Below are 19897 nucleotides of genomic sequence, written 5' to 3'. Positions count from 1 at the left end.
AGAGAATTCAGCGCCCGCCAATCGGACGGCCGCCAGCCACGAGAATGACGGCAATAATGATCAGGCCGGTGAGAACGAGCCTCGGGCCTGCGCCGAAGCCATAGGTGTTCAGCATCGAGACGACCAGAAACATGAACAGCGAGGCGCCCCAGATGCCCGGCACGTTGGAATCGCCGCCGGCAACCGCCGTCCCGCCGATGATGACGACGGCGATCGACATCAACAGATATTCCGCGCCCATGTTAAGGGCCGCGCCGCCGGAGAAGCTCGCCAGCAGATAGCCGCAGATCGAGGCGAGGATGGCGCAGAGCACATAGGTCGCAAGCCGCGTTCCGTCGACGGGGATGCCTGCCATGCGCGCCGCAAACATGCTTTGACCGATCGCCGAGATCCAGCGGCCATAGATCGTCTTTTCCAGAAGAATCCAGGCAAGCGCCGAGAGCAACAAGGCGACAATGGCGACATTTGGTATGCCGAATACCCCCGATGTCGTGAACTCGGCCAGATATTCGGGCGGCTTGATGCGAAGGCCGCGATTGCTCCAGATGGCGGTCGACTGAATGATGAAGCTCATGGAGAGCGTCGCGATGATCGGCGGAATGCGCAAGAGCTTGATCAGGGCGTAATTGCCGAGACCGATGCCGAGGCCGATGACGACCGACACCAGCAAACCCGGCACGATCATACTGTCCTCGACATTCATGAGTTTCAGCGCGATGGTGCCAGCAAGCGTCATGGTCGCCGGCACGGAGAGATCGATGTTTCCTGGCCCGAGCGTGATGACGAACATCTGGCCGATGCCGACGATGACAGAGAATGCCGCAAAGGTGAGTGCCGCCTGCGACAGGCCGATGGAACTCGCGCCGCCGGTGAAGAGAACGGTGATGATCCACACCGCGATTGCGGCGATGAAGGACCAAATCCAGGGTTTACGGCCGAGCGTGGCAAGCGCGATCATGATTGTTTCTCCCGCTTTTCGACGCGATTGAGCAAGAGCCTGAGGGCAAGCACGATGATCAGGATCGCGCCCTGCGCACCGATCTGCCAGTCGGGCGATATCCGCAGAAACGACAGGAAGGAGCCCGCCAGGGTCAATGTCAGGGCGCCGATGACGGCGCCCATAGGCGAGACGCGGCCGCCGGTAAACTCCCCGCCGCCGAGGATGACGCCTGCGATCGACAGCAAGGTATAGCGCAGCGCGATATTCGCATCAGCCGAGGTGGTAAGCCCAACCAGGGCAATGCCGGCCAATACGGCGAAGAAGCCCGCCAGCGCATAGGCGGCGGCACGCAGACCAACAACGGACCAGCCAGCCCGCTGCAGCGACCGCTGATTACCGCCCACACCGCGGATCAATACTCCAAAGGAAGAGCGCATGACGATCAGATGGGCAAGCAGCGCGATGACGATGCTGGCTATGATCGCAATCGGGATGAACGGCGGCTTCGAAGTCATCAGCCAGCGCGCCCAATCGGGCGCGGTGCCGCCCGGTGCCGGCAGCAGCAGAACTGCTAGGCCACCCCAGACGAAGCTCATGCCGAGCGTCACGACGATCGATGGCAGATCCCTGATATAGATGACGATGCCGATCGCGGCATAGACGGCAATTGCGGCCGTCAGAATGAGGATACCGATGAGCGGGGCAGATTGCAGATAGGTCGCCGCCACGCAGGCCGTGAAGCTGACGAAGGTGCCCATCGACAAATCGAGATCGTTGACCGCCATGATCATCATCTGCGCGATCGTGGCCAGCGCAATCGGCACGGCGAGATTGAAGAGCAGATTGAGGCCGATATAGCTCATGGCGCGTGGCTGCAGATAAAAGACCGCGGCGAGCAGGACGGCAAGCGACAGCGCCGGAATGAGCAGGCGCAGGGTAGCAGATGACGGGCGGCTCATGCGCCCTCCCCGGCAAAGGAAGCCGCCAACACATTTTCCTCCGTGATGTCCTCTCCAATCAGCTCCGACACGATGGCGCCGTCGCGAAAGACGTAGGCGCGATCGCAGAGGCGAATCTCGTCCATCTCGGTCGAATACCAGATGAACGTCCGACCGGACGAAGCCTCGTCGCTCAAGATCCTGTAGACCTCCTGCTTGGTACCAATATCGACACCGCGCATGGGATCGTCCATCAGCACGATCGGCGCAGTCGTGGCCAGAGCGCGAGCAAACAGAACCTTCTGCTGATTGCCGCCCGACAAGGACAAAATGCCGTTTGCCATCGTCGGCGTCCGGATTTCGATGCGACCCTTCCAGTCTGCACCGAGACGATCCTCGCGGCCGCGATCAACGACCGACAGACGCGATAAATCGCTGAGCGAGGCAATGCTGAGGTTTTTCAGTATGCTCCAAAGCGGAAACGTGCCGTTCAAGCTGCGGTCGCCGGCAACAAAAGCGATATTGTCTTGCCTGCCCGGCAGCCAGTTGTGAGAAAGCGAGCGATGGAGATCGAGCAACATGTCGGTCTGGCCATGGCCGGCGAGCCCGGCAAGCCCTATCACTTCGCCCCGGCGGGCGTTGAAGCCAAGGCCCCTTCCCCCTCGCGCCGACAGCGCAAGCAGAGGAGACGATGCGATGTTCCCTCCGCTCCTGCCCCTGCAATCCTGTTCCTTGACGACACTGCCCATCGCCTGGACCAGGCTGTGGACGGTGAAATCCTGAGCAATGCGATCGGCAACGACGCGACCGTCCTTCATGACCAGAATTCGGCTTGCGGTCGAAAGGATCTCACCGAGAATATGCGAGATCAGCATGACCGCTCCGCCGGCCTGCACAAAACTGCGCACATAGGCCATCAGCTGAGCGGCAAGCCCGGCGTCGAGCGATGAGGTCGGTTCATCCAGGATGACCAGCTTCGGCGTTTCACCGACCGCACAAAAGGTGATCGCGATCTCCACCATCTGCCGCTCGGCGATCGAGAGTTCGCCGACGGTCCGCATGACGTCGATCCTGTGGCCAGCGAAAATCTCGTCGAGCTTGGCGCGAACGATTGCCGCCGCCTGTCGCCGCCAATTCCAGCCGGCAAGGCCGCGATGGACCACCCGCATGTTCTCGACGACGGTGAGATTGGGCGCAAGTGACAATTCCTGAAAAACGCAACGTATTCCGTGAGCGCGCGCTGCGTTGATGCCGTGCACGCTGTCGTCTCCCTCATAGGTGACACTGCCCTCGTGTGGGCTGAGACCGCCGTTGATGACGTTGACGATCGTCGACTTGCCAGCGCCATTATGACCGACGAGCCCGATGCACTCGCCGGCATGAACCGTCAGGTCGGCGCCATCGAGCGCCTTCACAGCACCGAAATGCACCTTGATGCCATGAGCAGAGACGACGGCCTGCGGGCCGGCATCCTGTCTCTTCAAAACATTGTCTTTCGCTGCAATCATGGATCGTCCGGATCGGGCGTTGCATCAGCAGGCGCCACCTTTTATCGGCGGCGCCCGTCTCTACGGTTCGCAGATATCGGTTACTTCGCCGCCGCGATGACTTTCTTGGCGTCGTCGAGCGTATACTCGACGTTCGCAACACCGCCTGCCTGCGTGTTGGCAAGGTTGGTTTCGAGATTGTCCTGATCGATGCGCAGGAATGGTACGACCAGATCCTTCTTCACCTCTTGACCGTCGAGAATCTGCTGGGCAACCCAGAAGGCCAGCGTGGAGACGCCTGGCGCGATCGAGACCGACATGGTCTCGTAGCCACTGGCATCCTTCTCCTTCTTCCACCAGGCAAGCTCGTCCTGGCGGTTGCCCATGACGATGGTTGGCATCGGACGCTTGGCGGCGGCAAAGGCCTGAGCGGCACCGTAGCCGTCGCCGCCCTGGGTCACGACCGCGGCAATATCGGGAAGGCTGGGCAGAATGCCGGCAACCGCTCGCTGGGCGACATCCTGAGCCCAATCGCCATGAACCGAACCGACGATCTTGAACTGCGGGTATTTGGCGGCAGCTTCATGGATGCCGGCCGAGATCTCATCATCGACGGAAACGCCTGCAAGCCCGCGGATTTCGAGCACATTGCCGCCCTTCGGCATCTTCTTGGCGAGATATTCGATCTGGCTGGCACCCATGCCCTTGAAATCGACTGCGATGCGCCACGCGCAGGGTTCGGTGACGATGCCATCGAAGGAAACGACGACGATCTTGGCATCGCAGGCTTCCTTGATCGCGCCGTTCAGCGCCGTCGGCGAGGCAGCATCGATGACGATCGCATCATAACCCTGCAGGATCATGTTCTGGATCTGGGCGGCCTGTTCGGTCGCCTGGTTTTCAGCCGTCGTGAACGGGTCGGCCGCGGCGACGACACCGGCCTTGACCGCTTCGCCCGTAACCTTCTGCCAGCTGGTCAACATGGCCTGACGCCAGGAATTGCCGGCATAATTGTTCGATAATGCAATTTTCTTGGATGACGTATCGGCAAAGGCAGCTCCCGGCGCGGCAACGCAAGCGATGACGGCGGACGCCATAAGCATCTTGGCAATATTCATTTTTTCCTCCCAAAGCGCCTGTACTTCATCTTCCAGGCCAAGATTTTCGAGCGCGCTCCTCAACGAACGATCGAAAATAATATTTGCACTGAAGGTTACCCTGTCAGTAGAAACAGGATGTCCGAGATTGTGACGCTTGTACAGGCGCTTAAAGGGCGGGACCTTGCGGGATCCCGCAGAAAAGATGCGCAAATCCGCAAGACGGATCTCTCGGATCGGCGCTTAATAGTGCCGGAAATTTGCATGCTGCGAGCGACCGGAGGAGCATAGGTCGGCGCATTGCCTGGGAGGGCGTATCTTGCGCGATCTGGCGCCGCAATCGGTCTTCGACCATTATCTCAACATATCGAGGCTTCTCGCCGGCCAGCTCGACTTTCACTCGGTCATCCAGGCGGTCGCCGCCGAGATCAGCCACGTCATCCCGCATGACCATCTGGATGTCTGCATCATCCTGATGGACGAGCAATTTCATACCGCCTACGAGAGCGGCTTGGAAACGGATTGGGGTCGCCGTTTTCCCGCACCCGTGAGCAATAGCCCCATCCGCACGCTTCTATGGGGCGAGACGGACTACCTCTTGACCGACGACGCCTGGAATGATCCCCAATTCCATTTCCAGGGCGCGTTTTCACATCCGATCTTTCATCAATCGCTGCATAGCCGTCTGCACGTGCCTCTGAAAGTCCAGGGGCATGTCATCGGTGCGCTTTCCTGCTCGAGCCACCAGACCGGCTTCTACACCATGCGAGATATCGAAAGTGCCCGCGTCATTGCCGATCTGCTGGCACCCCATTTCTTTGCAATCCGCGCCGCCGACCAAGCGAAACGCTCGGCAATCGTGGAAGCCGAAGCTCGTGCCCGCGAAGAGGGTCTGCGCCTCGGCGCCCTGAAATTGACTGAGGCCCTGGAAGCCGAGCGGCAGCGCATCGGCATGGACCTCCACGACCAGATTCTGGCCGACCTGACCCGTCTCTCAAGACGGCTGGAGCGGCTCGCGCGACAGCCCGATGTCACCGGCGAAGCACTTGAGCCGCTCTTTCGCGGGCTGCAGCACAGCATGCACGATCTTCGCCAGATCATCGAGGAGGCCAAGCCCTCCGTCCTTCAACTGTTCGGTTTCGCGCAGGCGATCGAGAACCATCTCGAACGATCGATCCAGGAGAGCGGCGCGACTTTGACCTGGACACTGAACGACGAGACCGGCGGCGCGATCGATTGCCTTGAACAATCGGTGTCCATTGCCCTATTCCGCATTGCGCAGGAGGCCATCAACAACGCCATTCGCCATGCCCAGGCCGGCAACATTGCGGTTCATCTGAAAGCACCCGAGGGTGCGGTCACCATTGATGTCGTGGATGACGGTGTCGGACTTGGAAATACCCGCAGATTATCGGGCGGCGGTATCGAAAATATGCGGACCCGAGCGCGCCTGATTTCAGCCCGCTTCGCAATTAAGGCCGCAGCAGCCTCCGGTGGAACGATCGTCAGTGTCAACCTGCCTGCCAAGGCGCAGACGGTCGGAGGAGCCGCCGCATGAAGGTTCTGATCATCGAAGACGATCCGCTCCATCGCTCCTATCTCAATGAAGCGATCCGCGCCGCACTTCCCGAATGCGATGGCGTGCTGGAGGCAGAAAATGGCAATACGGGCGAACGGCTGGCGCGGGATTTGAGGTCGTCTCATATCGTCATGGATCTGCAGATGAGCCAGCGCAACGGCATCGAAGCGGCCCGCACGATCTGGAAGGAGCGACCGGAGACACGCATCCTTTTCTGGTCAAACTATTCAGACGAGGCCTATGTTCGCGGCGTTTCGCGCATCGTGCCTGCCGGCGCCGTCTACGGATATGTTCTGAAATCCGCCTCGGACGACCGCCTGAAGCTGGCGCTTCGCAGCATCTTCATCGAAAGCCAGTGCGTTATCGACCGTGAGGTGCGCGGCATGCAGCAAAAGAGCCTCGGCAACGTCAACGGTTTCACCGAGGCCGAATACGAGATCCTGATCGATATCGCTCTTGGGTTGACCGATCGCGCGATTGCCCAGCGGCGCAATCTTTCGGTCCGCAGCGTTCAGAACCGATTGCAGCAGCTCTATGTGAAACTCGGCGTCTATCAGCCGCTTGGCGGTCAGGATGATGATGGTCGTTTCAATCTGAGAGCGCGCGCGGTTGCCGTGGCGTTCTTAAGGAAACCTCTCAATCACAGCGCGCTCGAACGTGCGGAAGCCGATCTTTCCGCCTGGCTGGCGCGCCAACCACGCAACTGAAAGCAAGCCCTGAACTAAAGTCGATCGTGCTTGACGTCTTCCCTCGAATAATTGTCTATTGCTAGCAATAGACATTAATCCAACCATATGGAACTTCCTATGTCCGCCGTTTCGCCTGTCATCCTGCTGAACCCCATCGACGATGTCGCGGTCGCTCGCGCGATGATCCGCGCCGGCAGCCCGACCGGCATCGACGGCTTGATCGCGGCAGACCAGATCCCGCGCGGTCACAAGGTGGCAGTCCGCGATATCCAGGTCGGCCAGGAGATCCGCAAATTCGGTCAGCCGATCGGCGTCGCGACACAGTTCATTCCGTCCGGCGGCCACGTCCATCTACAGAACCTGGCCGTGATCGAATCCGACCATCCCTACCAGTTCAGCGTCGATATCGAAGAGACGGGCATGTTGCCGCAAGAGGACTGTCGGACCTTCATGGGCTTCGACCGCGGCGCCGGCGGCGTCGGCACGCGCAATTTCATCGGCATCATCACGACGGTCAATTGCTCGGCAACCGTCTCGAAATATATTGCCGAACATTTCAATCGCACCGGCGGGCTTGAGGGCTTCGACAATGTCGATGGTGTCGTGGCGCTGACCCACGGCGGCGGCTGCGCCATCAACACTCAGTCGGAGGGCTACCGCTATCTGGCCCGCACTCTTCAGGGCTATGCGCGGCACCCGAATTTCGGCGGCATCCTGATGATCGGCCTTGGCTGCGAAACCAATCAGATCGCACCCATCCTGGAGCATTACAAGCTTGAGGAAGGAAACCGCCTGCGCACCATGACGATCCAGGATCTCGGCGGTACCCGCAAGACAATCGCGGCCGCTTCCGAAATGATCAAAGACATGTTGCCCGAGGTGAACTCAGCCAAGCGCACCGTCCAGCCGCTTTCGGGGATCAAATTGGCCCTGGAATGTGGCGGCTCCGATGGCTATTCCGGAATATCGGCCAACCCGGCGCTCGGCTATGCCTCCGATCTTCTCGTGCGCAATGGCGGCACCTCGGTTCTGGCGGAAACGCCGGAGATCTACGGCGCGGAACATCTGCTGACACGCAGAGCGGTTACGCCCGCCGTCGCAGAAAAGCTACTCTCCCGGATCGACTGGTGGCGCGACTATACCCGCCGCAACGGTGCGGAACTCAACAACAACCCTTCCTATGGAAACAAGCTCGGCGGGTTGACGACCATCCTCGAGAAGTCGCTCGGAGCCGTCGCCAAGGGCGGCTCGATGCCGCTGAAGGCCGTCTACGAATATTCGGAGATCGTCGATGAACCCGGTTTCGTCTTCATGGACACGCCCGGCTATGATCCCGTCGCCGTCACCGGCCAGGTTGCCGGCGGCTGCAATGTAATCTGCTTCACGACGGGCCGAGGCTCCGTCTCCGGCTTCAAGCCGGCGCCCTGCGTCAAGATCGCCACCAATACCGAGATGTACAACCATATGCGCGAGGATATGGACATCAATTGTGGCGACATCGTCAGCGGCGACGATACGATCGAGGCGGCCGGCGAACGGATCTTCGAAGAAATCATCGCTGTCGCCTCCGGAAAGAAGACGCTCAGCGAGACCTTCGACTATGGCGATAATGAATTCGTTCCCTGGCAGGTCGGCGCCATCACCTGATGCCGTTCCGTATTAGAGGATGAAACTGTATTCGTCCGGTTGATAGTGCTCGCGGATATAGGCGGCACGCGCCTGTACGTTGGGCTGAGAATTGCTGATGTGATCACGCATCGCTTTCTTCAGCCCTTCCTCATCGCGCTTTTGCACCATCTTGAAGACACCGATATGCTCGGAGAGGAAGGGCTCGTATTCCGGCCTCTTGATGCGGCTGCCGACGATGTGCTTGCTGAGGGTCAGGATGCAGTGAGTCCGCTTCAGGATGCTCAGGAACTCCTTGTTCGGGCAAGCCTGCAGGCTGCGCAGATGAAGGTCCAGCTCAAGCTCATACATGGTCGAGGCCGATACATCGGGATAATCTGCAAGCGCCAGCGCCAGCCTTGAAAGCATTGTGTCGACATGTTCGTTCGAAAGCCCGCCCAGGGCACTTGCAAGGGTCGCCGGCTCGATTTGCTCGCGCACCTCGTAGAGGTCGCGAATGCGCTGGCTGTCGAGCGGTACGATCGACCAGCGGAAATTATCGTCCTTTTCGGTGATGCCGAGCGTTTCGAGCTTCAGCAGTACGTCGCGTGCTACCCCACGCCCAACGCCGAAATGCCGTGCGAGCTCGTTTTCATTGATGCGATAGCGGCCGAAAAAGGAGCGATAGACGACGATGCTCTCGACATCTTCATAGAGCGCCTGCCAGGCGAATATCGGCCTGTCGTCATCCCCGTCGAACATTTTGCCGAGATAGTCCGCAAGTTTGATCCGCCTCGGAAGAGTCCCTGTCTTGCCGACAATAAAACCGCGGCCATCAAACCGTGTGATCAATCCATCCTCGAAGAGGAGCTGGAGTGCCTGACGTACCGGCGCTCGGCTGCTGTCTATCAAGCCCGCAAGAGCGGCCTCGGTCAACACTGCGCCCTCGGGCACCGTCCCATCGAGAATCTCGGCCTTCAGCCGCCCGAAGAGCTCCTCATAGAGACTGGTTTTGCGCGAACCGCCGTTCCCTAGCCGTGATATGCCCATGTCGTCCCATATTTCGCGTCCGAGTCTGTAACTTCTATGGAGAGCATCTCGCTAACTATAGAAGAGCAACGATTCCAAAGCGGCTCCGAAATCTGACGGAAAAATTCGATTGCCTTCCTCACCCTGCTTAGAACCACTGACGTAAATATCCATACCACGCTTTCGATACTTCCACGAAAATCCAATGTCGCTGATCGGGCCTGAAAATCGCCTGAAAGCAAGTGGCGCCCGGCATATCCTGGCATCCGGCTTCAATCGTTCAGTTGCTCCCGAACCTCTTCGGCTCCGATTACCAGCTTTCGCTCATCCAGAGGCGTCATCCGGGTATTTTCACTGAATAAGAGACGCCAAGCCGATACCGATCATGCATATTAGCAGCCCCGCAGAGATGAAAAACAGGACCAGAGGTGTATAATTCGACATCAGGTCCTCCTTTCGAAGTTACGCTGCGTGTCGCCGTGGAGGGAAAGCAAATTACCCTTCCTGGGTATTGAAGCGGTTCATGACATTCCGCTCCTCGCCAGAACCGAACGAAGGCTCGTCGTCTAAATCTACGCGGGCGTGCGCTTTTGGTTCCGATAATCGCCAGGATGTTTAGGCAAATCCATCTCACTCGCCTCCGTAGCCCTAGATGCAATGCCCAGTCCTTGCCGAAGGACGAAAATTCCCATGGCCGACATATCAGCCAAGGGAATGCCTCCTGCCGATAGCTGAAGCCTATCCAGAGGCTGCCGATCATCGGGAACCCACCGATCGACCCTGCCATCTCTCGATCACCCAATGCTTCGGTGGCTCAGGACGTATAATTTCAGGAGGGTGTCGCACGGCATGATCTTTTATCGTGCAGCCGACGATTAAAACATCATTGCTCGATCTAATAATCGATTAAAAATATAGATTATAACAATTGACGTTGCCGACGACATCAAGGAAATTCGCGATGACCCACAATCGTCCCCGACGCCTGAAGACATTGACCGGAGCAAGCAGCGTCATTTCCGCCGGAAACGACACAAGCCCCGTCACCGGCATCAAGCGTGCCATCGAGCTCGCCCGCAAGGCGGAAGCGGAAAAGATCACCGGGCTGTTCACGGCCGACCTGCTCCATATCGACCCGGCGGGACTTGCCGGAACCGCCGGCATCCAGGAGCCGATCATCGCGCTTGCCGCCTTGAGCCAGGTGACGTCACACATTGGCCTGATCGCCACCGTCTCTACCACCTTTCACTATCCCTACAATCTGGCCCGCCAGATCGGCACGCTCGACCATGCAAGCGGCGGGCGCGCCGGCTGGAATGCCGTGACCTCCTCTGTCGGCGAGGAGAATTTCGGCGAGACATTGCCAAGCCCGGAGGAGCGCTATGAGCGGGCTGCTGAATTCATCGAAATCGTCAATGCGCTTTATGATGCCAATGAACGTAATGCCGCCGAACGCAAGGCGTCCGGGGCGATCGGTATCGATCCGGCAAAATTCCATCCGATCAACTATCGCGGCAAGCACTTCCAGGTCGACGGCCCCTTGAACGTGCCGCCTTTGCCGCAGGGTCGCCCCGTCCAGTTCCAGGCGGGCCAGTCGGAAGCCGGTGTCACCGTCGGCGCACGATATGCCGAGGTGGTCTATACCTCGCAGCCCAAGCTCGAGGATGCCATCGCTTTCGTCACGGAACTGCGGCGTCGCGCGACAAGCTTCGGGCGCGCAGCGGGCCTCCCCTTCATCATGAATTCCTTCCATTCGGTGATCGGCGATTCCGATGCGGATGTCGCAAGACGCCTGAAGGAGAAGCATGAGCGGATCGACTACGAACAAGGTCGCCTGAAACTGGCGGACATGCTCGGCGGCGATCTCGATCTTTCCGAACTGCCGCTCGACAAGCCTTTGCCGGAGGCACTTCTGCCTGAGGTCACCAGCATCAACCGACGGCGCGGCCGCGTGGAAATCTTCCGCCGCTATGCGCGTGAAGGGCTGACATTGCGGCAGCTCATCATTCAGGCGCAGGAAACCGGGCACTGGTCGGTCGCCGGCACGCCGGAGCAGCTTGTCGATGCGATCGAGGAACGCTTTCGGGCCGGAATTCTCGATGTTCTCTCGCTCCACGGCTTCGGCAATCCGGACCAGGAGGATCTGCTGGTGAACGGGCTGCTGCCCGAGTTGCGGCGGCGGTCGATTATCGACACCGATTATGTCGGAGACGATTTCCGTTCGAATCTGGAGCTCCCGCCCTATGTAGTTACGGACGGCGCGTTGAACTCGGCCAGGCGCGCCTGATCCGTTCCCGGCCAATGGTCACAACAACTTGCGGTAAGGCTTTGAGCCTGTTGCCGCCGAATGGCACGAAGATCGTCGTGCAACCAGAGCTGCCCTTCTCAAATAGGAAAACAAGGGCGAGCCGACCGTGTTTTGATGGCTGGAAGGCTCACCTCAGGGCTTCAGCTGAAACCAGAAGTAACCGTAGGGCTGAAACATGATCGGATAACGATGCTTGCCCACAGCCGGAAATGCCGTCTTCCCAAACAGCTCCCTGGGACGACTGCCCGAATATTGATGTAAATCGAGCATGGCGGCCTGAGCGATGTTTGACAGATTCGCGACGCAGAGAACGCATTCGCCTTTATATTCTCTGACATATGCGATGACGGCCGGGTTTTCCGTGCTCACAAAGCAAATCGCGCCCCTTGCGAAGGCTTGATGCGCCGATCGGATTGCTAGGATGCGACGAACCCAGTTCAGAAGCGAATGCGGGTCCTTCTCCTGTGCGGCGACATTGATCACCTGGAAGCCGAAACGGGGATTATCGATGAGCGGCAGTGCGAGGGTCTTTGGATCGCCGCCCGAAAATCCGGCATTTTTGCCGCTGGACCATTGCATCGGTGTGCGAACACCATCTCTATCTCCCAAATCGACATTGTCGCCCATGCCAATCTCATCGCCATAGTAAAGCACAGGGCTACCGGGTAAAGAGAACAACAACATGTGGAGAAGCTCGACGCGACGCCGATCCTGATCCATGAGCGGCGACAAGCGACGCCGGATGCCGAGATTCAATCGGGCGCGTTCGTCGGAAGCATAGGTGTCCCAAAGAAAATTGCGCTCGGCCTCGGTGACCATTTCCAAAGTCAGCTCGTCATGGTTTCTGAGGAAAATGGCCCACTGGCATTCCTCAGGGATGCCATCGGTCTGCTGCACCATGGTGATGATCGGCTGGGAATTTCCCATTGCAACCGCGGTGAATATTCGCGGCATCAGCGGGAAATGGAAGGCCATGTGGCATTCGTCCCCTGTTCCGAAATAGTCCCGTGCCTGATCCGGCCATTGATTTGCTTCTGCAAGGAGTATGACGCCGGGGTAGCTTGCCTCGAGCGTCTTTCTGATGTGCTTGAGCAGCCTGTGCGTTTCAGGAAGATTCTCGTTATTGGTGTTTTCTCGCTCAACAAGATACGGAACGGCATCGAGGCGAAAGCCGTCCACGCCAAGATCGAGCCAGAAGCGCATGATATCCAAAACCGCTTCGATAACGGCAGGATTGTGATAGTTCAGATCCGGCTGATGGGAGTAGAAGCGATGCCAGAAATAGGCGTTGGCAACCGGGTCCCAGGTCCAATTGGATCTCTCGCTATCGACGAAAATGATGCGTGTTTCCGCAAACTTGTCGTCCGTTTCCGACCAGACGTAGAAATCCCGTTCCGGAGACCCGGCCGGCGCGTTTCGGGCACGCTGAAACCAGGGATGCTGATCGGAGGTATGGTTGAGAACCAGCTCCGTAATGACATGCATGTTGCGGGCATGGGCCGCCTCCACGAACCTTCTGAAATCGTCGAGCGTGCCGAATTCCGGGCTGATGCTTTCATAATCGAGCACGTCATAGCCGTCGTCACGGCGGGGAGATGGATAAAACGGCAAAAGCCAGATCGTGTTGACACCTAACGATGCCAGGTAATCCAGTTTGCGCGTCAATCCGGCGAAATCGCCAAATCCATCTCCATTGGCGTCGAAGAACGACTTCACATGGAGTTGGTAGATGACAGCATCCTTATGCCAGGATGCATAGCGAAGCTCGCGTTCGGTTTCGCTCAATCGGCAGCTCCCTCGGCAACCATAGTTTCGGTCAGGCGCGACAGGTTCTGGCCACAAAATTAATACTGCCTGTTGTCTCTTCAAGATTGCCCGGGGGAAATCTACGAGCCCGAAGCCAATGTTGGCCCCGTGACGGGGAACATGACGGCAGCTCGCTTGTTCGGATTCCAGCGCCGGCAAGCTCAGCCTTTCAGGGTTGCTGACGGCACCGCGAATTTCAACGAGGAGTGCAGCAATGCCCAAAGGTAAATCGAAGAAATGGTCACAGCACGTCAATGAGACCAGTGATGCCATGGACCTGAAGAAAGGCGTATTCAACGAGCGCAGCGCCAAGAAAATTGCCGATTCACTCAAAGAATCCGCCGAAAACAGCGACCGCCGCAAATCCAGTCCGTTTCGATCCGCCATGTCGATGTTGAACTTCTATATCAATCGGGCGGGCGATCAGCTTTCGAAATCCCGGCGCGCAACGCTGGAGAAGGCAAAAACCGAACTCCGCAAGGATTTTGGCCGCGATCCCTGAGGAGCTGGGTTCAGAGCTAAAGTCATCAGAACCATGATCGCTCCCCTCGATTGGATCACGCCCCTCAAGCATCGAAGGAGGCATCCCCTACTTTCGGCTCGCCATTTCGAGCAGGGTGTCTAAGCCGCGCTGATATTTTGCGGCGTCCTTGCCTATCTGCTCGCTTTGCCAAAGATTGTCCTCAAGGTCGGCCCGCTTGACGGGCAAAGCCAGCACATTCGCTGCCGCACGATGGATGAATTGCTCGTCCGGCTCGCCCGGCCGCCGCGTTAAGGCATCGACGGCAGATAGAATCCTTGTCGGGAAGCCCTCTTCCTGCAGACGATCGAGCGTCCATCCTCTTCGCTTTTCGACGACATCATGAAGATAGGCGACCGTGCGGGCCTCGTCACCGGAAACCAGCAGTGCGACGCGTTGGCAATGCTCAAAGAAAGGCCGTCCAGTCTTGTCCGTCTGCCCTTCGTGCGCCTCGAGCGCGATATGGATGGCTTGGTCAAGATGTTTCACGGTAAAAGCTTTCCGGGTCGTTGATATCGCTTGCTGGCGGATATGTCGCGAAATCGTATGTTTGCAGCCGTTTGGATGGCGCGCGATTGACGACATAATCGGCGCCGCCTCGTCTGAAAGACGGATCAGCCAGAGAACCCCCTTGACCGCGGATAGTTCCTCCCTCCGCAATAGAAAAACATCGAGTAAGCTCGATTGGCCTATCGGATTTGCGATTCTGCCATGCTGACGCCGGATTTTTCTGATGTGTGTCTGCGCCGGGTTTAGAAGGGCACATCATGGAATTCCTCAATTGTTACATTGATCGACCGCTGCTGCGCGGCGGATCGGCAGTCATGCAGCTATGGCACAGACAGACAGGCCATTCTCCGCAGAAGCTCTTCCCTTTGTGGAACCTCATCGTCATACTTGCCCTTCTGTCGGCATGCGGCCTGTTTTTAAACGGCCCTATCTATGTTTTCGGGCTCGGCACGCTCTTGATGCTTTCGCTTCCGTCACTGCGGCTGTTGGCCCTGGGACGGGTGGGACGGATTTATGACATGCGGTCCTATCGGGCGCTCGCGGCGACGGCCACCCGCAAGCGTGAAACGGAATGGGCGGTACGCCTGACCGTTTTGTTCACCGCCGTCATCTTCCCCTTTTGTGTCTCTGCCGGTGATGAGGCCGCAAGCTCATTCCTGCTTGGCGCCAGCCTTTGGTTTGTGCTGACGGCACCGGCAAAGATGTATCTGGACGCCGCCGAGCCGCCGCCACCTGGCAACGGCGGCGAGCAGGCCTGGTCGAGACAGGCAACCGCTGCAGCGTGACGCTTCCCAGCATCCACAGGAACAAACCACTCACAATTCCGTTCTCCTTGCAGCAACCAATGGAGAGCGAAATGCTTTATTATGCACTGATATTTCTCGTCGTAGCTTTGATTGCAGGCGCGCTCGGCTTCGGTGGCATAGCAGGCGCATCTGCGTCCATCGCACAGGTCCTGTTCTTTATCTTCCTCATCTTCTTCGTGGTGTCGCTGATCATGAATGTGATGAGACGCTGAGGAGAAAGGCGAAGGAGAATACGATCGTCGAGGCCGGGAAAGCCGGGTCTTGTGCCCTGACAGGAAGCTTGCCTTCGCGGATATTTTTGGCCCTCGGTATCCGGTGAGGATAAATGGGCAGGAACGTTTCGACCCTTTCCAAGTTCGAAGAGCGAAGGAAGGAGAATGTCATGAAGCGCTCAATCATTACCGCAGGGATCCTGCTCCTTGCCACCGGCGCCTTCGCCCAGTCGGCTGCCGAAAAGACCGGAGTCAATTCGCTCGTAGGCGCCGCACCCGCGGCGCAGGATTTCGTCAATGAAGCTGCGAGCAGCGACATGTTCGAAATCGAAGCCAGTAAGCTTGCTCTGCAGCGGGGCGATGATCAGACGAAGGCTTTTGCGCAGCAAATGGTCGATGATCATCAGAAGACGACGATGCAGTTGAAAGATCTGATAACGAGCGGCAAGGCGAAGGCGACGCTTCCCAGCGATATGACGTCCAATCAGAAAAAGATGCTGACCAGGCTCCAAAAGCTGCAAGGAAGAGAATTCATTCAGCGCTACGATTCCGACCAACGTTCAGCTCACGCCAAAGCCGTCGATCTTTTCAAACGATATGGCGAAAAGGGAGACAGCGCTGCTTTGAAAGCATGGGCCGCAAATACGACACCTACGCTCGAACATCATCTGCAGATGGCCAAGCAATTGGGAAAATAGGTCCCGAGGCGCCAGGCTCGCAACGTCGCGCATGACGTCAATCCAATATCGGGAAGCACGCCGGTCAGCGCAGCGACGAAATCCGAAACTGCGGAACAATGCCGTTTCGGCATCGTTGAATATCATCGTGAAAATGGAGCATCCCCATGAGCCCGCGTGCGCAATGGAAAGGATATCTCAAATTCGGGGAGGTCAGCTGCCCGGTCGCGCTCTATACGGCAGTTTCCACCTCGGAACGGATTTCCTTTCACACGCTGAACCGGGCGACCGGCAACCGGGTCAGGCGCGAATTCATCGATAGTGCGAGCGGAAAGCCGGTACCGCGCGAGGATCAGGTCAAGGGTTACGAACTCAACAAGGACGATTACGTCATCCTTGAGCCCGAGGAAGTCGCCGCGGCGGTGCCGGAAAGCGATAAGGTCCTGCATGTACAAGCCTTTCTGGCATGCGATGAAATCGATGATGTCTATTTCGACCGGCCCTATTATCTGGCCCCTTCCGCTCCGGCGAGCGCAGAGGCGTTCGCGCTGATCCGCGAAGGGATGCGCAAGAAGCAGGTTGCCGCCATTGCCCGCACCGTTCTGTTTCGCCGCCTTCGGACAATGATGATCCGCGCCCATGGCGCGGGGCTGATCGCTACGACATTGAATTTCGATTATGAGGTTCGCTCGGCACAGGAAGCCTTCGAGGATGTGCCCGATATGAAGATCAAGGGCGAAATGCTCGATCTCGCGAGACATATCATCGCCACCAAGAAAGGCAGTTTCGATGCCAGTGAATTCGACGACCGCTATGAGGCCGCGCTCGCGGAATTGGTAAAAGCCAAGATCGAAGGCAAAAAGATCCCGCAACGCAAGCCGGCGAAAGTCGCCAAGGTTACCGATCTTATGGAGGCTCTGCGCCAGAGCGCCGGCATGGCTGGCCAAGGCAAGACAGGCGCCAAACATTCCGCCAAGAAATCGCGTGCGGCATCCCGCAAGGCAGCAAAATCGCGTGCCGCCTCCTCCTCGCGGACACAACGCAAGGCGAGCTGATCATGGCGTTGGAGATCTATAACCGCAAACGCGATTTCACCAGAACATCGGAACCAAAGGGCCGTGCGAGCAGGAACAAGGCTGCATCAGCCGGCAACAGCTTCGTCATCCAGAAGCACGATGCGCGCCGGCTCCACTATGATTTTCGCCTCGAATTGGACGGCGTGCTGAAGAGCTGGGCGGTGACCAGGGGGCCAAGTCTGGTGGCCGGCGAGAAGCGGCTCGCGGTACAGACCGAAGATCATCCCCTGGAATATGGCGGCTTCGAAGGCACGATTCCGAGGGGCGAATATGGCGGTGGCACCGTCATCGTCTGGGACAAAGGTACGTGGACGCCGCTTGGCGACCCCCACAAGGGACTGGCAAAAGGACATCTCGAATTCGAGCTTCACGGAAAAAAACTCGGCGGCCGGTGGCATCTGATCCGCATGGCCGGAAAGCCGCGTGAGAAGCGGGAAAATTGGCTGTTGATCAAAGGCGAGGACGATGCGGCCCGCCCGGAGGGTGCGCCCGATATCCTCGAAGAGCAGCCGGAATCGGCAAAGACGGGACGGGTCATCGATGAGGTTGCAGGCGAAAAGCCGGGCTGGTCGTCCAAAACGGGCAAGATTGATCGCAGGATAGCCCGAGCCAAGGATGAGAGCTTCAACGACAAGGGCAAGAATAAAAAGAAGCCGAGCAAAGCTGCGCCCGAGCGGGAAGCCGATGCGAAGCCCATTGAGCCATCCGCTTTAAAGGACGCCAGAAAGGCTGCCCTGCCGGCATTTGTCGAACCCGCCCTGGCGACACTGGTATCCAAGCCTCCCACGGGCAAGCGCTGGCTTCACGAGATCAAATTCGACGGCTATCGGCTGGAGGTTCGCATCGAGGCAGGCCGCGTCAAGCTGCTGACGCGCAGCGGCCTCGACTGGACCCAGAAATTCGGCAAGGAGATCATCAGCGCCCTCAAGGATCTCCCCGTCGGCACAGCCATCATCGATGGCGAACTGGTCGTCGAGCCGGCTGCCGGCGCCTCAGACTTCTCCGCCCTGCAGGCCGACCTCAGCGAAGGGCGCAGCGACCGTTTCGTCTTCTACGCATTCGATCTGATCTACCTCGATGGCTATGATCTAACTGCCTGCCCCTTGGTCAGCCGCAAGGACTTGCTGCAGAAGATCATTTCGTCCGAAACCGGGATCCTCCGCTTCAGCAGCCATTTTGACGAGAATGGCGATCTGCTGTTGAACCATGCCTGCCGGTTGAGCCTGGAAGGGATCGTCTCCAAGATCGCCAGCGATTCCTATCGCTCCGGCCGCGGCAAGAGCTGGGTCAAATCGAAATGTTCGTCACGACAGGAATTCGTCATCGGCGGCTGGGTGCCTTCGACGACATCGAGAAACGCGATCGGCTCGCTGGTTCTCGGCGTCTACGAGCATGGCAAGCTGCAGCATGTCGGCCGCGTCGGAACCGGGTACACACACACAGTCGCCGAGCAGCTCTTCAAAAGGCTTACCCGCCTGAAGGCAGAGGAAAGTCCTTTCGCATCCAGGCTGACGGCAGAAGAACATCGCGGTGTCCGCTTCATACGGCCCGAACTGGTCGCGGAAGTCGAATTCCGTGCGTGGACGGCCGACGGCCATCTGCGTCATGCGTCCTTCCGTGGCTTAAGAGAAGACAAGAACCCACTCGACATCGTTCGCGAAACACCGAAATCAGCCGCCAAGACCTCGACTGAAAGGCCGTCGCGAACCAGCATCTCCCTGACCCATGGCGATCGTCTCTATTGGCCGGACGAGGGCGTTACAAAAGCCGGACTTGCAGATTACTACACGGAGGTTTGGCACTACATGGGACCTTTTGTCGTCGGCCGACCGCTTGCGCTCGTGCGCTGCCCGAACGGGATCGGCGGCCAGCATTTCTTCCAGAAGCACGCCTGGAAGGGCATGAACCGGAACATCGCATTGGCGAAGGATCCGCAAGGTGAGGAGCCATATGTGAACATCAACGACCTGAGCGGCCTGATCGGCCTCGTACAGGCCGCTGTCCTGGAGATCCATCCCTGGGGATCGATGGTCGGCAATTGGGAAAAGCCTGACATGATCATCATGGATCTCGATCCTGGTCCGAATGTCGCATGGACAGAGATCATCGCCGCCGCGGAAGAGACCGGCGAACGGCTGAAACGGGCGGGTCTCGTTCCCTTCGTCAAGACATCCGGCGGCAAAGGGCTGCACATCGTCTGCCCGCTGGTCGCCAAAGCCGAATGGCCTGCCGTGAAAGCCTTTACCAAGGACATCGCCGACGCGATGGCCGCTGATAGCCCCGGCCGCTATGTTTCCACCATCACCAAATCGAAACGCCGGGGCAAGATCCTGGTCGACTATTTGCGAAACCAACGCGGCTCGACTGCAGTTGCGCCCTATTCGACCCGCGCTCGTCCGGGAGCCGCCGTCTCCATGCCCTTGTCCTGGGAGGAATTGAGCCCCGCCATCGGCCCCGACTATTTCACCGTGCTCAACGTGCCGACACGGCTTGCCGCGCTTCGCTCGGATCCCTGGGCCGAGTTCAGAAAAGCCGCAGAACCATTGCATCTGCCCGACGCGAAGCGCAAGCGCGGCTCATGACAGGCTCCGTCTTCCCGGCGGAAACCCCCTCGATGC

General features: G+C 58.5%; 16 protein-coding genes and 1 pseudogene. 10 read left to right on the top strand and 7 right to left on the bottom strand.

Going from position 1 to position 19897, the window contains the following annotated elements; translation table 11 throughout:
* Positions 1 to 7 precede the first annotated feature (7 nt).
* From FBZ99_RS25690 to FBZ99_RS25675, 4 genes are all read right to left on the bottom strand, one after another.
* Entirely contained in the window at positions 8 to 958 is a 951-nt protein-coding gene (locus FBZ99_RS25690) for an ABC transporter permease (RefSeq protein WP_069615646.1), read from the bottom strand.
* Positions 955 to 1899 carry an ABC transporter permease gene (locus tag FBZ99_RS25685; protein ID WP_145635592.1) on the bottom strand — a complete coding sequence of 315 codons (945 nt, stop codon included), beginning with the start codon at positions 1897 to 1899 and terminating at the stop codon, positions 955 to 957. The genes FBZ99_RS25690 and FBZ99_RS25685 overlap by 4 nt, the downstream gene beginning before the upstream one ends.
* Positions 1896 to 3386, bottom strand: coding sequence for an ATP-binding cassette domain-containing protein (locus tag FBZ99_RS25680; protein ID WP_145635590.1), 1491 nt, complete (start codon positions 3384 to 3386; stop codon positions 1896 to 1898). The genes FBZ99_RS25685 and FBZ99_RS25680 overlap by 4 nt, the downstream gene beginning before the upstream one ends.
* 80 nt (positions 3387 to 3466) lie before the next feature.
* Positions 3467 to 4483, bottom strand: coding sequence for an ABC transporter substrate-binding protein (locus tag FBZ99_RS25675; protein WP_113333623.1), 1017 nt, complete (start codon positions 4481 to 4483; stop codon positions 3467 to 3469).
* 298 nt (positions 4484 to 4781) lie between these two features.
* Between FBZ99_RS25675 and FBZ99_RS25670 the strand changes: the two genes are divergently transcribed.
* The 3 genes from FBZ99_RS25670 to FBZ99_RS25660 all read left to right on the top strand — a co-directional run bounded on the left by FBZ99_RS25670 (position 4782) and on the right by FBZ99_RS25660 (position 8377).
* Entirely contained in the window at positions 4782 to 6020 is a 1239-nt protein-coding gene (locus FBZ99_RS25670; protein ID WP_113352463.1) for a GAF domain-containing sensor histidine kinase, read from the top strand.
* Positions 6017 to 6748 carry a response regulator transcription factor gene (locus FBZ99_RS25665; RefSeq protein WP_145635587.1) on the top strand — a complete coding sequence of 244 codons (732 nt, stop codon included), beginning with the start codon at positions 6017 to 6019 and terminating at the stop codon, positions 6746 to 6748. Before FBZ99_RS25670 ends, FBZ99_RS25665 begins: the two co-directional genes overlap by 4 nt.
* A gap of 99 nt (positions 6749 to 6847) precedes the next feature.
* On the top strand, positions 6848 to 8377 hold the full coding sequence (locus FBZ99_RS25660) for a UxaA family hydrolase (protein ID WP_113352465.1): 1530 nt from the start codon (positions 6848 to 6850) through the stop codon (positions 8375 to 8377).
* Positions 8378 to 8389: 12 nt separating this feature from the next.
* Here the strand turns inward: FBZ99_RS25660 and FBZ99_RS25655 are convergent, their stop codons facing one another.
* Complete coding sequence (locus tag FBZ99_RS25655) at positions 8390 to 9385, bottom strand: GntR family transcriptional regulator (RefSeq protein WP_113352466.1); 996 nt, start codon at positions 9383 to 9385, stop codon at positions 8390 to 8392.
* A 940-nt stretch (positions 9386 to 10325) separates the two neighbouring features.
* Here FBZ99_RS25655 and FBZ99_RS25650 point away from each other — a divergent pair.
* Positions 10326 to 11651: an NtaA/DmoA family FMN-dependent monooxygenase gene (locus FBZ99_RS25650; protein WP_113352467.1), complete on the top strand. Its 1326-nt coding sequence runs from the start codon at positions 10326 to 10328 to the stop codon at positions 11649 to 11651.
* A 159-nt stretch (positions 11652 to 11810) separates the two neighbouring features.
* Here the strand turns inward: FBZ99_RS25650 and treS are convergent.
* A pseudogene (gene treS / locus FBZ99_RS25645) lies at positions 11811 to 13457 on the bottom strand (maltose alpha-D-glucosyltransferase); the annotation flags it as partial.
* A gap of 235 nt (positions 13458 to 13692) precedes the next feature.
* Here treS and FBZ99_RS25640 point away from each other — a divergent pair.
* Positions 13693 to 13980, top strand: coding sequence for a DUF3175 domain-containing protein (locus FBZ99_RS25640; protein WP_113352469.1), 288 nt, complete (start codon positions 13693 to 13695; stop codon positions 13978 to 13980).
* A gap of 87 nt (positions 13981 to 14067) precedes the next feature.
* Here FBZ99_RS25640 and FBZ99_RS25635 read toward each other — a convergent pair whose 3' ends face one another.
* Positions 14068 to 14487: an HD domain-containing protein gene (locus tag FBZ99_RS25635; RefSeq protein ID WP_113352496.1), complete on the bottom strand. Its 420-nt coding sequence runs from the start codon at positions 14485 to 14487 to the stop codon at positions 14068 to 14070.
* Positions 14488 to 14765: 278 nt separating this feature from the next.
* Here FBZ99_RS25635 and FBZ99_RS25630 point away from each other — a divergent pair, with 278 nt between their 5' ends.
* The 5 genes from FBZ99_RS25630 (at position 14766) to ligD (ending at position 19861) form a co-directional block, all read left to right on the top strand.
* A complete protein-coding gene (locus FBZ99_RS25630; RefSeq protein ID WP_113352470.1) occupies positions 14766 to 15293 on the top strand; it encodes a hypothetical protein in 528 nt (175 codons plus the stop codon).
* A gap of 71 nt (positions 15294 to 15364) precedes the next feature.
* On the top strand, positions 15365 to 15526 hold the full coding sequence (locus FBZ99_RS25625) for a DUF1328 domain-containing protein (protein WP_095437579.1): 162 nt from the start codon (positions 15365 to 15367) through the stop codon (positions 15524 to 15526).
* A 170-nt stretch (positions 15527 to 15696) separates the two neighbouring features.
* Positions 15697 to 16224, top strand: coding sequence for a DUF4142 domain-containing protein (locus FBZ99_RS25620; RefSeq protein WP_113333622.1), 528 nt, complete (start codon positions 15697 to 15699; stop codon positions 16222 to 16224).
* Positions 16225 to 16370: 146 nt separating this feature from the next.
* Positions 16371 to 17258, top strand: coding sequence for a non-homologous end joining protein Ku (ku, locus tag FBZ99_RS25615; RefSeq protein WP_113352471.1), 888 nt, complete (start codon positions 16371 to 16373; stop codon positions 17256 to 17258).
* A gap of 2 nt (positions 17259 to 17260) precedes the next feature.
* A complete protein-coding gene (gene ligD / locus FBZ99_RS25610) occupies positions 17261 to 19861 on the top strand; it encodes a DNA ligase D (RefSeq protein ID WP_113352472.1) in 2601 nt (866 codons plus the stop codon).
* Positions 19862 to 19897 lie beyond the last annotated feature (36 nt).

The organism is Rhizobium sp. ERR 1071 (genome assembly GCF_007828675.1).
GTDB classification, from domain to species: Bacteria; Pseudomonadota; Alphaproteobacteria; order Rhizobiales; family Rhizobiaceae; genus Rhizobium; species Rhizobium dioscoreae.
The sequence above is the reverse complement of the archived record's forward strand: the minus strand, read 5'-3'. Positions and strand labels throughout refer to the sequence as shown.

Excerpts from the sequence above, each read along its gene's own strand:
- FBZ99_RS25690 (WP_069615646.1), bottom strand. The coding sequence starts at position 958 with ATGATCGCGCTTGCCACGCTCGGCCGTAAACCCTGGATTTGGTCCTTC.
- FBZ99_RS25685 (WP_145635592.1), bottom strand. The coding sequence starts at position 1,899 with ATGAGCCGCCCGTCATCTGCTACCCTGCGCCTGCTCATTCCGGCGCTG.
- FBZ99_RS25680 (WP_145635590.1), bottom strand. The coding sequence starts at position 3,386 with ATGATTGCAGCGAAAGACAATGTTTTGAAGAGACAGGATGCCGGCCCG.
- FBZ99_RS25675 (WP_113333623.1), bottom strand. The coding sequence starts at position 4,483 with ATGAATATTGCCAAGATGCTTATGGCGTCCGCCGTCATCGCTTGCGTT.
- FBZ99_RS25665 (WP_145635587.1), top strand. The coding sequence starts at position 6,017 with ATGAAGGTTCTGATCATCGAAGACGATCCGCTCCATCGCTCCTATCTC.
- FBZ99_RS25660 (WP_113352465.1), top strand. The coding sequence starts at position 6,848 with ATGTCCGCCGTTTCGCCTGTCATCCTGCTGAACCCCATCGACGATGTC.
- FBZ99_RS25655 (WP_113352466.1), bottom strand. The coding sequence starts at position 9,385 with ATGGGCATATCACGGCTAGGGAACGGCGGTTCGCGCAAAACCAGTCTC.
- FBZ99_RS25650 (WP_113352467.1), top strand. The coding sequence starts at position 10,326 with ATGACCCACAATCGTCCCCGACGCCTGAAGACATTGACCGGAGCAAGC.
- FBZ99_RS25640 (WP_113352469.1), top strand. The coding sequence starts at position 13,693 with ATGCCCAAAGGTAAATCGAAGAAATGGTCACAGCACGTCAATGAGACC.
- FBZ99_RS25630 (WP_113352470.1), top strand. The coding sequence starts at position 14,766 with ATGGAATTCCTCAATTGTTACATTGATCGACCGCTGCTGCGCGGCGGA.
- FBZ99_RS25625 (WP_095437579.1), top strand. The coding sequence starts at position 15,365 with ATGCTTTATTATGCACTGATATTTCTCGTCGTAGCTTTGATTGCAGGC.
- FBZ99_RS25620 (WP_113333622.1), top strand. The coding sequence starts at position 15,697 with ATGAAGCGCTCAATCATTACCGCAGGGATCCTGCTCCTTGCCACCGGC.
- ku (WP_113352471.1), top strand. The coding sequence starts at position 16,371 with ATGAGCCCGCGTGCGCAATGGAAAGGATATCTCAAATTCGGGGAGGTC.
- ligD (WP_113352472.1), top strand. The coding sequence starts at position 17,261 with ATGGCGTTGGAGATCTATAACCGCAAACGCGATTTCACCAGAACATCG.